Here is a 12,781-nt window from a genome sequence, read left to right on the forward strand (position 1 = left end):
CCCCTACGCGGCCGCGTGCACCCCGTACTTAACCGCCGCCAAACGGGCCTCGAGCCCGTCGACCAGCAGCTGCACGCCTTCGCGGAACTGGGCCGTGCCGTCGACCTCGACGGACGCGACGTCGGCCACCGCCTCCTCCACGAGCACCAACGAGCAGAGCGAGCTGACAACCCGGCATGCCTGCCGCTCCGGCTCGCGGAACCCGGCCGCGTCGAGGACCCGGACGGCCGGGCCACGGATGCCCTCCGGCAGGGATCCGCACGCGGCCTGGGCAGCGAGGTGGCGGGCGACGCCTCGGATGGGCACCAGCCGCTCCTCCAGCACCTCGGCCGCCTGCCGGATCCAGTCCTGCCACGAGTCGGCCTCCGCGGGGACGGGGATCTTGTCGACGATCGCTTCGACCACCTGGCGCACCACCTCAGCGCGGTCCCCGACGTGGTGGTAGATGACCGCCGGGTAGGCGCCGATGGCCTCCGCCAGGGCCCTGACCGTCCAGCGGTCCACCCCGCCGGAGTTGACCGTCAACTCGACGGCGGCCTCCACAATCCGGTCCGCGGATAGCCCCTTCTGGACGCGGGACTGTCCGAGCAGGTTGCTGGTCATGGCACTTCCTTCCAGGGGTTGTCGGCGCCTGCCGCCCCACGGGGTTGTTTCGGCCGGAGGTGTGGTTGCGCAAGACGTCGTTGAGTTCGTCGATCACCTGTTTCGCAACCAGGTGGCCGACCGCAACCTAAGTTGATCACCAGTGAGAAGGTTAGCTCGCCGCTCAGGGTGTTCACCTTGAGGTGGGTGACCTTCTCGCCGCGCGGGAGCAGCGCGTGGTAGTCGGCCAGGAATTCGCTCTGGAGCCCGGGTTCGTTACGGATCAGGTCCACGGGGAGGTAGATCCGGGTTGTCCTGCGGGGCGCCACCGTCCCCATCGTCCTGTTCCGGGTCGGCTGCGAGCCGCCCACCGCCCTGCACTGTAGGGTCCCCGGCCGGGTTCAGGGGCGACGGTCCGGCCGGGGACCCAACCCCTCGATCATGATGGGCGGATCCACCCGGTCGGCGTGCACGTCCAGCTCCGCCGCGACCTCACGCAGCAGGTTCGACATCTCCCGCAGCTCGGCGGGCGGGAAGGTGCCGTGAGCCTCCTGGTGCCGCTGGAGCCGGTCCAGCACGTGCCCCATGCCATCCGCCATCGTGCGCAACATCGCGAGAAGCCGGAACTCCTCGACAGCGACGTCGTCCACCCCGCGCACGACCGGGTCTCGCCTCACACCGCGCCCACGAGTGCGCGCGGCAGCGTCCCGCTGTGCCCCAACCACACGACCTGCCGGCCCGGGGTGCGTTGGACCGGTACGGGCTGGCTTTCCCACGACACACACCCCGGGCAGCGGTCGGTGTGCAGGCGCAGGAACGACAGGCGATAGCGCTCGTGCTCGATCGTGTAGCGCCACTCCTTGTCGGCGCACACGGGCGTCAGCACGGCGCATGCCGGGGTGGCCAGTTCAGCCCGCCGGTAGCGGTGGACAAGACCGTCTTCGTGGTAGCGGCGCAGCTCGGTGGCCGGCCCGTAGTCGATCTGGAGGCGCGCGCTCACGACTCGCCCCGCAACGCTGCGACGGCTGGACGGCGGAACGTCCGGTTGATCTCCACTCCCCCAGCTTTGAGGTGAGGGCCTCGCCGCTACAGGGCATCGAATCGGGATGTCAAGGGGAGCATTTGGGGAGGGTTGCGGGGAGGTTCCCGACTACCGGCTGGCTACCAAGAGTGTCAAACTGCGTACAACCAACAGCCAGCCCGGAGTCTGCATGACGACCGAACCGAACGACCGCCTCCGCCGAGCGCGGGAGAGCGTCGAGTCGCCCAACGCCACAGGTCAACCCCTGTCCCGGCAGGAGCTCGCCGACCTCATCAACGAGTGGATGCACGTCCACAAGAACCGCGTGGTGGAGCTGGACGCCAACTACATCGGCAAGCTGGAGAAGGGCACGATCCGCTGGCCGCAGGACCCGGACCGTCGCGAAGCGTTCCGCTCCGTGCTCGGAGCGTCCACGGACGCCGAACTCGGGTTCCAACGCCCCCGCCGGTCCCGCTCTACCGTGACGGGCGTGGACCGACAGCAGTTCCTTCGCGCAGCAGTAGGCGTGACCGCCGGAGCCGCACTCTCCAGGATGCCCCTCGCCGATTTCCTCGCCCCCACGCAGCGGAGCATCGTGCCAGCCAGCATCGGCTTCGAGCACGTCGACGAAGTCCGAACCGCCGCGGCTGCCTTCGGATCCTGGGACGCCACCTACGGGGGAGGTCTCGTCCGCGAGGCCGTCACCGCGCAGCTCATCCACTGCGCCGAACTACTCAACGCCCGCTGCGCGCCCGCGGTGCGCCGTGAGATCCACTCAGCGGTGGGGTACCTCGCGCATGTGTGCGGTTTCATGGCCTTCGATGCCTACGCCCACGAGGACGCGCGCAAGATGTTCCGCTTCGCCCTGTGGTGCGCCGAGGAAGCCGGCGACTGGCACTTGCGCGCGAAGGTCTTGTCCTCGATGGCTCGGCAGGCGATCTGGTGCGGTGATCCCGATGAGGGCCTGACCCACACCGAGATGGCGCTCGTGCGCGCCGACCGGCTCACCCCAACCGAGCAGGCGATGCTGCACACCGCCCGCGCCCGCGCCCTGGCCAAGCTCGGCCGCGTCGAAGAGACCGCGGCCGCCGTCGGCGTTGCCGACGACGCGTTCTCCCGCAGCCAACCGGACAACGACCCCCCGTGGATGGCCTACTACGACCACGCCCAGCACGCCGGGGACACCGGGCACGCGCTATGGGACACCGCGATCCGCGGCCACTTCGGCAGCGAGGCCCGCAACCGCCTCGCCCTCGCCGTGGCCGGCCACGACGACGGGCACGCCCGCTCGCGCGCGATCTCGCAGATCAAGTTGGCCTCGCTCGTGATGGCCACCGGCGATCCCGCCGAAGCCGCGGCGCTCGGCTCGCAGGCGCTCGACTGGGCGGGACCGATCAAGTCCCGGCGGGCCGCGGATGACCTACGCGAACTCCGCCGGGTCGCCCACCGCCACCCAGGCGAGGAGGGCACGGCCGAGTTGGTGTCGAGGATCGGCCGAGCGGTGGCCGTGTGACTGGCCGCGAGGACACCAGCCGCGCGGTCCTCACCGCGGCAGTCGCCGCGGCCGGGCTTTCCGCAGCAGGCGCGGAGCCGATCCGGTTCGGGGAGAACGACCTGTGGCGGCTGCCGGGCGGGCTCGTCGCGCGGATCGCTCGAGCTGGCCAGGCCACCGCGGCCGCGAAGGAAGTCGCGGTGGCGCGCTGGCTTGAGGACAACGGGGTGGACGCGGTGCGCCTCGCGCCGGGCGTCGACCAGCCGGTATCTGTGGATGGCCGCGCTGTCACGTTCTGGCTGGAGCTTCCGCCGCACGAGGCCGGCACGGTCGCCGACGTCGCGGTCGCCCTGCGGCAGGTGCACAAACTGGCCCCGCCGACGGGGTTCCAGCTGCCGAGGCTGGACCCGTTCGTGCGGCTGGCGCAACGCATCGACGGCGCCACCACGGGGACGGACGACGACCGGGCCTGGTTGAACCGGCAGCTCGCGTCGCTTCGCGACCGCTTCACCACGCTGCCCGAAGGGTTGCCTCACGGGGTGGTGCACGGCGACGCCTGGCGCGGCAACATTGCCCGCACCCGGGATGGGCGGGTGATCCTGCTCGACCTCGAACGGTGCGCACTCGGGCCGCCGGAATGGGATCTCGTGTCGACGGCCGTGTCCCGGGTGACCACCGGCTGGCTGTCCGAGGCGGACTGGGCGGCCTACTGCGACGCGTACGGCCAGGACGTCACGCGGTGGGCGGGGTTCGAGACGCTACGGGACATCCGCGAGCTGCGCATGACGCTGATGGCCTGCCAGCTCGCGGCGGAGAACCCGCGGTACAGCGCCCAGGCCGCGCACCGTGTCGCCTGCCTCCGCGGGCTGCACGGTGCGCGGCCCTGGGCTGGATGGACAGCCGTTCCGTGATGGTCAGGACGGCAGGGGCCAGCTCAGCGGGCCGTGCGGGTCGTCAATCCACAGTCGGTGCTCCCCGTCGCCCGTCACCGTGAGCCCGAGCCGGTCCCAGCCGGGCCGGTCCGCGTCGAGCCACAACCGGTAGGCGCGCTCGACCGGCCCCCATACGTCGGTGTCTCCGGCCTCGGTGACGGTGTCGCCGGACAGGTCGATCGACGCCCAGGACCCGTCCGGCGCGGTCAGGGTCGCCGCGGACGGTTCGCGCGTGTCCTGGTCGAGCACCATGCCGTACACCACGCCTCGGGGCAGTTCGAGCTGTGCCAGGAACCACACGACCGGGATGTCCCGCCAGGGCTGCGCGGGTCCCGGCTGGCGGCGCCGCTCACGTCCGCCGTTCGCCCGGGCAACGGCCGGTTGAACCGCGTCGTCGTGGCGCATCTGCATGAACGAGGCCCGCCGCGCGAGGAACCGGCCCTCCACCACGTCACCCATCTGTTGCAGGTGCACGAGGTTGCCGGCGCTGATCGCGAGCTTGAAATCGGTCAAGACCGTGCCATTCGCAGCGACCTGCTCGACCCACGCGCGCGGGATCGCCGGGACGGCGCAGGTGGCGATGATTCGATCGAACGGGGCGTGACTGGGAAGCCCGCCGTCCCCATCCGTCGCGGCCAGCGTCGGCCGGTAGCCGATCGATTCCAGACGGCCGCGCGCCCCGTCGACCAGGTCACGGTCGATGTCCACGCTGCACACGTTGCGGTCGCCCAACCGATGGCACATCAGGGCCGCGTTGTAGCCGGTGCCGGTGCCGACCTCCAGCACCCGGTCACCCGGCTGCGGGTCGAGGACGGCCAGCATCCGCATCATCAGCGTCGGGTTGGTGCTGGAGGACACCGGTTCCTGGTAGCCGCCGCGGTCTGCCAGCGCGGTGACGAGCGTGTTCGGCGAGTAGACGCGGGCCAGGTTGTCCGCGCCGTCCCAGGAGATCCACCGACCGGTGTGGTCCTGGTCGTACACGCGGGGGGTGAACACGTGTCGCGGCACCTCGACCATCGCCGCGTGCCATTCGGGCGAGTCGATGTCGCCGTGCTCCCACAGCAGGTCGGCCAGGCGCTGCGCGTGACCGCGCCAGTCGAGCTGTTCGGTCGTCGTCACTGGTGGGGCCCTTTCGTGAGGAGGTCGGCGAGCTGCGCGGTGATCGGCGCCCCGGTGGCGTCCTCGATCCAGCCATACTGGCCGCCCGCGTTCACCTCGAGGAAGGTCCATTCCCCGTCCGGCCCTATGACGAAGTCGAGCGCGCCGTAGACGAGGCCGAGTTCGCGCATCATGCAGAGGACCGCGCCGCGCACCGCGTCCGGGGGCTCGATCAGCTCGTAAGTGTTGGTGTCGTAGCCGTCCCGCCAGTCGATGTATGCGGCGGCGGTATGTGCATGAATGGCGGCTGTGGTGATCTGGTCGCCCACGACGAACATGCGCGCCTCGTGCCGCTTCGCCGCCCAGTGCTGGAACTGGTGCGCGGTGTGCTCCACACCGCGCAAATCCGCGAGGTGGGCTTCGGTGACCGGTTCGGTGCGCGCCACCTTCCGGATGCCGTCCTCCACGATGGACACCGCGCCGAGCATCTTCGTCACCGTGCGCGCTTCTCCGGCGAACTCGCGCACCGCATCAGGTTCGTTGGTGATCAGCGTGTCGGGCACGCGCACTCCGCAGCGCGCGGCCGCCGCCAGCTGCACCGGCTTGTACGCGGAGTCCGCGAGCCGCGCCGGGTGGTTGACCCACAGGACCGGCAACGCCATCAACACACCGGCGAGCCCGTACTTGGCCTCGACCTTGGCGTGCCCAAGCTCGACCTCGTTGAGGCCAGCGGGGAACCGGTAGGGCTTCGGGGAGCGGTACCAGACTGCGTCGATCGTGTCGAGTTCGACCGTGCGGTGCTCGGTGCGGAGCTGGCCGGCCCAGCGACCCCCACGCAGCCGGGCCGACAGACTCAGCTGCGTGGGGAAACGCTGGGTGTCCAGCCGATGCACCTCGACCCCGCGGTCACCCAGCTCGACGACCATCGCGTCGGCGCACGGGTCCCGCTCGTCGGCCAAGATCAGGATGGACATGGTCAGTCGTTGTGCCAGTCCTCGGAGGGGTCTCCCTCGTCGCCGTCCTGGCTGCCGGTGGTGATGGCGGTGGGCGGCCCCATCTCGATCAGCGGACGGCCTTCATACACCCGGACCTGCCGAACCGGGTCGTAGGTGCCGCCCGGCGACGCGGGCGTACTCGACGCAGGGACGGGGCTCATGCGTCGCAAGCCCCACGGCCGGAGATCGTCCTCCGACGGCTTGTCACGGGTGGTGAAGGAGCCGCGGGACAGGGGGAACTGGGCGCTGCTGCCGGCCATGGGGTCCTCGGTGAACCGCTCGTGCTCGGTGGTGCTGGCCAACTGCATCTGTCCTCCAGGGGTGTGGTTGGAAGCCCGTGCTCGCGCATGGTTCGGGGCGACGCGCGAGCACGGGCAGCTCGGGGGCGTGGCAGGTGACCTGCCTACACCTCCACACTGCTGGACCGGTGGTGGTTCGAGGAGGGAAGACACCTGGGATGTCAAGGGGAGGGTTGCGGGAGGGTTGACGACAACCACGAGAGGTAGAACGTCTGTTCGACGCGGTGTACGTTGTACCCCGAGAGAGCGTTGTCAAACCCTATTTGGGCACTTTCGCACGATCGTGCCGAAAGTCACCTGAAAGATAGTTAGGATAGCTACGCTCTTGGGTGATCCCTGGCCGGGCGCGATGTTGTCGCCCCACTTCGACCGCGCCCGGCTGGGGGTCCCGACACATGTCCGTGCCACCCTCCCCGACGGATCGCTCACCAGCAGCGCCACTACACCAATCGGGTATAGTCACTGACACGATGACAGAGATCGACCGCATCGAGCGCGAACTCGAACAACTCGGCGAGCTGCGACGCTCGCTCAAGGAGCGTGCCGACGAGCAGCTGGAAAAGCTGCACATGGTCGCCGACGAGGCCTTCTCGCTGGGCATGGACTACATGGAAGTCCACGAGAACACGAAGATCACGAAGGTCGCGGCCTGGCAGTGGGAGAAGGAGTTCAAGGCGCGGGGCATCAGTCTCCCGGCGATGCGCTCCCTACGGGAAGTCACCGACGAGCTGATCAGCGTCGGCGCGCTGTGGCGCGAGCTCGACGACCAGTTCGAGAAGGCCACCGCGAGCCTCAAGCAGGCCGTTGTTGAAGCCGCGCACCACGACTTGCCGAAGAAGAAGGTCGCCCGGCTCGCCCAGATCAACCGCGGCACCCAACGCGTGTGGGTCGAAGGCGGCGACTGGAACCCCGCCCGCGGGCGGAAAGCACCGGCCGGCGGGCAATAAAAGAGGCGGGCCCCGCAACAGGACCCGCCTCTCCAACCACATCACCACGAACGCGGCGCCCCCGCACACGCGCACCGGTTGTCATCGTAGCAGCACAACAGCGCAACATGTGGCGCAACACCCGCCGAATGGCGTATTGCCCGCCGCAACACCTGTGGCATCCTAGATGCCGTTGCCGCAACTGATACCCCCTCAGGAGAGCAACAACCCCCGGAGCCCCCGGCGCGTCAGCGACGCGCCGGGGGTTCTCTCATGCCTGGGCCTCACTCGCCCAACGGGGCGTCCACCTGACCGGCGTTGGCCAGGTCCTCCGGCTTCTTGCCGTTGCGCACCCCGTACACACCGGCGACGGTGGCGATCGCGAACACCAGGGCGGCGATGACGCCGGACGTCTCGTCGAGGCCGATCACGTCGTCGGCCAGGACCGGCGAGAGCGCGGTCGCCAGCCCGCCGATCGCCGCGACCACGGCCTTCGCCTTGCCGCTGATCTTCATGCACGTCCCCTTTCATTACCAGCCGCCGAATACACGCCGCGGCCGAACGAGTTGAAAACTGCTGGTCAGGCCGCCGTGGGGGCGTCGTCGAGCTTGGCGAGCACCTGGTCGAGCTTGTCCCGCAGCTCCCGGATGGCGGCCTTGTCCTCGAACTCCCACTTGGCCTGGTCGAACGCCAGGTCCACGACCTTGGTGATGTTGTTGTCCCCGGCGATGCGGGACTTCTGGTAGCCGAGCAGCGCAGTGAACACCTGGCGGAGCATGTCCACCAGGGACAGGTTCACCGACTGGCCGTTGCCGAGGTCGATGCGCCAGCCCGGGAAGTTCCCGCCCTGCCACTTCATCTGCGCGTTGAACGACGGGTCGCCCTCCGGGTCACCGGTGAGCTGGTTGATGATCGTGCGCAGGGCCTGCTCCTGCCAGATCATGCGGTTGCGGTCGGTCGGCTCGAACATGTCATCCCCCTCGTCGTAGGAGCCGTTGGTGAGCTTGGCGAGCACCCGAGCGCAGTCCGCCTCGCCGCGGACGATCTCGAAGTGCATCGGGTCCTTCCTGCCGACGTAATCGCCGCCCCACCGCACGCAGCCCTCGGTGAGCGCGACGATCTCGCGGATGGTGCGGATCTGGGCGGCGGAGAAGTTCGCCGACGGGTTGGTGCCCAGCGGATGCCGGGTTGCGTTCAGGTCGATCGCAGTGCCCGAGGCGTGGTTGGACAGCTCGGTGGAGCTGCCGCGGATGGTGCGCTCGGCGTAGCCCCAGTCGTCGAGCTGGCCCGGGTCGATGTCCTCGACCCGCTTGTCGAACTGGCTGGCCACCCACCGCAGCAGCTGGCCGGCCGGTCCCTTGCGCAACCGGACCTTGATGCTCGTGCCCGGGATGAGCGCGCTCTCGGTCGCGTTGATGTCGTTGGCGCTGTAGCCGTTCTGACTGGTCGCCATGGGTCCCCCTCCCCCGTGATCTACCGGTTACTCGTTGCTGCGCGCGGCCCGGCTGGACGGCGTGCTGGACTCCGTGGGCGGGTCGGTGCTCGGGGCCTGCGACGTCGCCGGGTCCACGCACGCCTTGCCCTGGTAGGTGGATCCGTCCGCGGCCTCGATCACCGCGTCCACCAGCTGGTAGCCCTCCGGGCACGCCGGACCGTCCCGCCCGGGCGCCCCCGCGGCGCCCCGGCACGGCTCGCTCGGCTGGGTGCAGTAGGCGACGAACGTGGCGTACATCTGGTCGTCCGTAATCGGCGGTGCGTCCTCGCCGTCGCGGCCGTCCTTCGGCACCGGCACCTTCGCGACGACAAGGTCCACCAGGGCGTCGATGTTCGGCGACTCCCCGTTCGCCCCGCGGCACGGCTGTGATGCCTGGCCGCAGTAGTCCAGCACTGCCGACTTCGCCACCGCCCGCACCGTGTCCAGGTCCGGCCCCGCTGGTGCGTCCGGCACCGCGACCGGCGCTTCGGTGGACGCCGGAGGCTGCACCACCGGCTGCGCCCCGAGCTGCCGCACCTGCTCCACCAACAGCTGGGTGTCGACCGCCAAGGACTGGTAGGCACCCTGCAGCTGGTCCACCTTGGCGTCTGCGTTCTCTCCGCGCAGGAACGACGCCACGATCGACACCGCGGCCACCACCACGCCGACCCCCGCCACCCACCGGTGCGTGGTGGACTTCGCCGCCCTCGCGGGCGGCTTCACGAACTTCGTGCGCGCCGACTCATTCATCCCTCGTCCCCCTGGCGGTGCTTCCCGCGCCGCTTCCGATCCCGGAGTTCTTCGGCGAGCAGTTCGAGGATCGCCTCCAGGTCGTCGTCCTCGGGGTCGTCGCCGTCCTCCCGCTCTCCTCTGGCGATCTGTTTGACCGCAGACTCGGCCGCGGTCTCACGTTCCTTCTTCGAGCCCTTGACGACCGCCGCGACCGTGGTGATGAGCCCGGCCAGCGCGCCGACAAGCGTTGCGAGGCCGTTGAAATCAATGTCACCCAACGGTCCCCCTCTTCCACAATGGACGCTCCCCCATGAGGTCGGGTGGCGTGGCCAACCCCCTCGACCAGCCACACCACCCGACTTCTAATCAGGCCGGCGCGGGCAGCGAGCACGGCAGCGTCTCCGCCACCAGCTCCGCCATCCGGTCGTGCCCGGCGTCGGTCAGGTGCACGGACTGGCCCGGCGCGTACTCGTCCGGGATGTAGTAGCCCGCGCTGTTGTCACTGGTGGGCGGCATCGAACAGGACAGGTCCAGGTGGAAGCAGCCGTTGGCCGCGGCGGTGAGCGCTGCTGCTTTGCGGTACTCGATCTGGTCGAAACCCTGGCCCAGCTCGGGTGGGAAGTCGTACTCCGTGACCACGTAGATCCGAGTCGACACCTTCTCCCGGAGCTGGCTGATCAGCGACCGGAGATTGCACCAGTAGGCGCGCCACGGGTCGATCCCCTGGAAGTACTCGTTTCCGCCGAGCAGAATGTAGACGCGGTTCGGGCGATTGGCGGCGATGTCCTCGATCGCGCCGACGGCCTCCGGCCACCGTCCGCCGGGAAAGAAGTCCGACACCATCGCGCCGTTGTGGCTGTAGTTGTCCCACACCGTGTCCGTGTAGGCGCGCGCCAGCTGGGCCACCCACCCGTGCTCTGTGGGCTGGTAGTCGTCGGCCGTTCCGGGGTAGCCGGTGCTGCCGTAGCCGGTGCACAGCGAGTGCCCCAGCACAGCGACACGGGCAAGCCCTCCACAGTAGGCCATGTCAGATGCTCCATCCTTCCGCGAACAGGACGAGGTCGGGCCGGTTCCAATGCGGCGCACCGTCGTCAGCAGGGGTCAGGTCGGTCTCGAAGGAGGTCATCGCCACGCGGATCCGGACCCGTGTGGTGTCACCCGGCGGGATCGCGGCCTGGCCGGTGTAGATCGACATCGGCAACTTGGTGCTGTAGCCGGTGAAGCTGATCCGCATCCCGCCGACCGCCTGCGGCGAGTGCCGGTAGGCGTTGAGGTTGCCGCCGTTGAGCGGTGGAAAGGGTGGTTCCGTCCCGTCGGTGGTTGCCGTGAATCCCCACTGCAGCAGCCAGTAGTTCCCCGGCGACATGATGAACTCGACCGGGCTCGTGCCGAGTTGGAACGTCGCTCGCATCTCCCGGCAGTCGCTCGGGTTGGTCAACGCAAGCTCGAGGTCGTACACCTCGATCGTTGCGCCGGTGGCGGGCGGCGCCTGGTCCTGGGCACCGGGCAGGGACGCAACCGCCTGCACGTAGAGCTTGTCCGGCGCGGTGCGCAGCTGCCCGTTGGTGTCGCAGTAGATCGGGACACCGTTGGTGTCGTCGCAGGGGAACGGTAGTGCCGCGTCACCCCACGTTGCGGATGTGGCCACGGCCAGCGGGGCGGCGCTGGTTCCGGCCCCGTCCAGGCCGCAGCCGGGCGTGAGCGGCGGTACGAACAGGGCACCGTCCGAGCCCGCGGCGAGCTGGTTGCCCGCATCGGTCGACAGGATCGGCGCGCCGCTGATGGTCACCGACCCGTCCGCGTTCGGGGTAGCGGTGAGGTCCAGGGTCGGCGTGTCCGTCACCGTCACATCGGTGACGCCACCCGCCGCGGCTGCGGGGACGAACAGACCATCCGAGTTGATCGTGAGCGCGTTCCCCGGAGCCGCCGACAGCTTCGTGTCCGCGGACACCGTGAAGGTGTCAGCAGGTCCCTCGGTGACCGTGACGTCCACGCTCGCCGTGTCCTGGCCCTGTACCACGGTCGTGTCGGTGGGCGCGGGAACGAACAGGCCACCGTCCGGGCCGATGGACAGCTGGTTCCCCGCCTGCCCCGAGAGGTCAGCGTTGATGGTGACCGGGCCACCCGGGTTGATCGAGGTGAACTCGATCCCGTCACCGGCGACGTAGGTGGTGCCGGTGCCGCCGCCGGATGGGGCTGGCACCCACTGGCCCCCGGTGAACACCAGGGAGTCCCCCTCGTTCGGGGATGGGGCGTTGACGTTGCCCAGCGAGTCCAGGTCGCAGGCGGCCAGCTCCGAGCAGTCCCAGGGCGGCACGAACAGGCCACCGTCGCTCCCGGCTTGCAGCTGGTTGTCCGCGTCGGCGGAGACGTTCACCTCCGCGGTGACCACGAAGGGGTCCGCGGCCGTGCCGGTGCCGGTCACGGTGGTGTCGGCGGTTGGTGTCGTGCCGCCTTGCACCGCCGTGGCCGGACCGGTCGGTGCCGGGCCTGGCACCCACTGGCCGGCGCCGTTGCGGACGAGCACGTCGCCGGGCTGCGGCGGAGTGGTGCTGGTGTCGACGTCACCGAGCGCGTCGAGACTGCATGCGTTCAGGTCTGTGCACGCAAACGTCGTTCCGGTGCCGCCGCCCCCGCAGCCGTCATTTCCCTGATAGGCCATCGGTTACCCCCTCCAGGTAGCCCAGTTCGTCCCGCCGTCTCCGCGCTTGCCCCCAGCGAGCGGGCCGTCGAATTCCCTGCCTCACGCGACTTTCCGGAAGCGGAGGAGCGTTCGACCGTTGGCATCGGACGTCATGTGTGCACCAACGACGGTGCTGTAGCCGTCGGTGAACTTCACTTGCAGCCGCAACACCGTCGGCTTCGTGACGGCGTAGTCCACGACGAGCGGGGCACTCATGTTCGCGCCGATCCGGATCGACGTCGAGGTTGGTGAAACGGTGACCGACTGCTGGTTGATGAAGGTCTCGCTGTTCGGCACCACCACACCGGCGGTCACGTCGAACAGACGTCCCACGATGTAGGTGCTCGCCGGGGATGTGCCTTCAACGTAGGAGCGCAGATTCCCATCGAGCTCGTAGGTGCCGGCCTCGGGAAGGGTGACCTGCAATGGGCAGTCGACCCACACGCCTGGGCGGCTGCCGACATCGGTCAACGCGGTGAGGACAGCGTTCCCGCGCACGGGCGCAGGAACCGGTGGTGCGATGCTCCCTGCCGTACCGCTCACGCCA

The 12,781-nt window shown here is 69.5% G+C and carries 16 protein-coding genes; 3 read left to right on the forward strand and 13 right to left on the reverse strand.

The annotated features are described in order from the left end of the window. Positions 1–3: 3 nt before the first annotated feature. The 3 genes from FB470_RS02330 to FB470_RS02340 all read right to left on the reverse strand — a co-directional run bounded on the left by FB470_RS02330 (position 4) and on the right by FB470_RS02340 (position 1,582). The gene (locus FB470_RS02330; RefSeq protein WP_306988334.1) at positions 4–603 is read right to left on the reverse strand and encodes a TetR family transcriptional regulator; all 600 of its coding nucleotides are present in this window, start codon (positions 601–603) and stop codon (positions 4–6) included. Between the two features lie 380 nt (positions 604–983). Then, positions 984–1,232: a hypothetical protein gene (locus FB470_RS02335; protein WP_306988336.1), complete on the reverse strand. Its 249-nt coding sequence runs from the start codon at positions 1,230–1,232 to the stop codon at positions 984–986. A gap of 23 nt (positions 1,233–1,255) precedes the next feature. Beyond that, complete coding sequence (locus FB470_RS02340) at positions 1,256–1,582, reverse strand: hypothetical protein (RefSeq protein WP_306988338.1); 327 nt, start codon at positions 1,580–1,582, stop codon at positions 1,256–1,258. 211 nt (positions 1,583–1,793) lie between these two features. Between FB470_RS02340 and FB470_RS02345 the strand changes: the two genes are divergently transcribed. Together FB470_RS02345 and FB470_RS02350 are read left to right on the forward strand one after the other, a co-directional pair. Further along, positions 1,794–3,116, forward strand: a complete 1,323-nt coding sequence (locus FB470_RS02345) for an XRE family transcriptional regulator (RefSeq protein WP_306988340.1) — start codon at positions 1,794–1,796, stop codon at positions 3,114–3,116. Continuing rightward, complete coding sequence (locus FB470_RS02350) at positions 3,113–4,006, forward strand: phosphotransferase family protein (protein WP_306988342.1); 894 nt, start codon at positions 3,113–3,115, stop codon at positions 4,004–4,006. The genes FB470_RS02345 and FB470_RS02350 overlap by 4 nt, the downstream gene beginning before the upstream one ends. A gap of 3 nt (positions 4,007–4,009) precedes the next feature. Here the strand turns inward: FB470_RS02350 and FB470_RS02355 are convergent, their stop codons facing one another. From FB470_RS02355 to tgmA, 3 genes are read right to left on the reverse strand one after another with little or no spacing between them, the layout of a single operon-like run. Next, on the reverse strand, positions 4,010–5,146 hold the full coding sequence (locus tag FB470_RS02355; protein ID WP_306988344.1) for a methyltransferase domain-containing protein: 1,137 nt from the start codon (positions 5,144–5,146) through the stop codon (positions 4,010–4,012). Continuing rightward, a complete protein-coding gene (gene tgmB, locus FB470_RS02360) occupies positions 5,143–6,099 on the reverse strand; it encodes an ATP-grasp ribosomal peptide maturase (protein ID WP_306988346.1) in 957 nt (318 codons plus the stop codon). Before tgmB ends, FB470_RS02355 begins: the two co-directional genes overlap by 4 nt. Before the next feature lie 2 nt (positions 6,100–6,101). Further along, positions 6,102–6,428, reverse strand: a complete 327-nt coding sequence (tgmA, locus tag FB470_RS02365; RefSeq protein ID WP_306988347.1) for a putative ATP-grasp-modified RiPP — start codon at positions 6,426–6,428, stop codon at positions 6,102–6,104. A 461-nt stretch (positions 6,429–6,889) separates the two neighbouring features. Between tgmA and FB470_RS02370 the strand changes: the two genes are divergently transcribed. Further along, positions 6,890–7,366 carry a hypothetical protein gene (locus FB470_RS02370; protein WP_306988349.1) on the forward strand — a complete coding sequence of 159 codons (477 nt, stop codon included), beginning with the start codon at positions 6,890–6,892 and terminating at the stop codon, positions 7,364–7,366. A 263-nt stretch (positions 7,367–7,629) separates the two neighbouring features. Here the strand turns inward: FB470_RS02370 and FB470_RS02375 are convergent, their stop codons facing one another. From FB470_RS02375 to FB470_RS02405, 7 genes are all read right to left on the reverse strand, one after another. Then, entirely contained in the window at positions 7,630–7,860 is a 231-nt protein-coding gene (locus tag FB470_RS02375) for a hypothetical protein (RefSeq protein ID WP_306988351.1), read from the reverse strand. A gap of 65 nt (positions 7,861–7,925) precedes the next feature. Beyond that, a complete protein-coding gene (locus tag FB470_RS02380; protein WP_306988352.1) occupies positions 7,926–8,798 on the reverse strand; it encodes a M15 family metallopeptidase in 873 nt (290 codons plus the stop codon). A gap of 27 nt (positions 8,799–8,825) precedes the next feature. After that, on the reverse strand, positions 8,826–9,569 hold the full coding sequence (locus tag FB470_RS02385) for a hypothetical protein (protein ID WP_306988354.1): 744 nt from the start codon (positions 9,567–9,569) through the stop codon (positions 8,826–8,828). Continuing rightward, positions 9,566–9,829 (reverse strand): hypothetical protein, encoded by a 264-nt coding sequence (locus tag FB470_RS02390; RefSeq protein WP_306988355.1) that lies wholly within the window; start codon positions 9,827–9,829, stop codon positions 9,566–9,568. Before FB470_RS02390 ends, FB470_RS02385 begins: the two co-directional genes overlap by 4 nt. 88 nt (positions 9,830–9,917) lie before the next feature. After that, a complete protein-coding gene (locus tag FB470_RS02395) occupies positions 9,918–10,577 on the reverse strand; it encodes an SGNH/GDSL hydrolase family protein (RefSeq protein WP_306988356.1) in 660 nt (219 codons plus the stop codon). 1 nt (position 10,578) lies between these two features. Further along, positions 10,579–12,213 carry a hypothetical protein gene (locus tag FB470_RS02400; protein WP_306988357.1) on the reverse strand — a complete coding sequence of 545 codons (1,635 nt, stop codon included), beginning with the start codon at positions 12,211–12,213 and terminating at the stop codon, positions 10,579–10,581. A gap of 81 nt (positions 12,214–12,294) precedes the next feature. Next, on the reverse strand, positions 12,295–12,777 hold the full coding sequence (locus FB470_RS02405) for a hypothetical protein (protein ID WP_306988358.1): 483 nt from the start codon (positions 12,775–12,777) through the stop codon (positions 12,295–12,297). Positions 12,778–12,781: the final 4 nt, after the last annotated feature.

The organism is Amycolatopsis thermophila, from assembly GCF_030814215.1.
In the GTDB taxonomy this organism is placed as follows: domain Bacteria; phylum Actinomycetota; class Actinomycetes; order Mycobacteriales; family Pseudonocardiaceae; genus Amycolatopsis_E; species Amycolatopsis_E thermophila.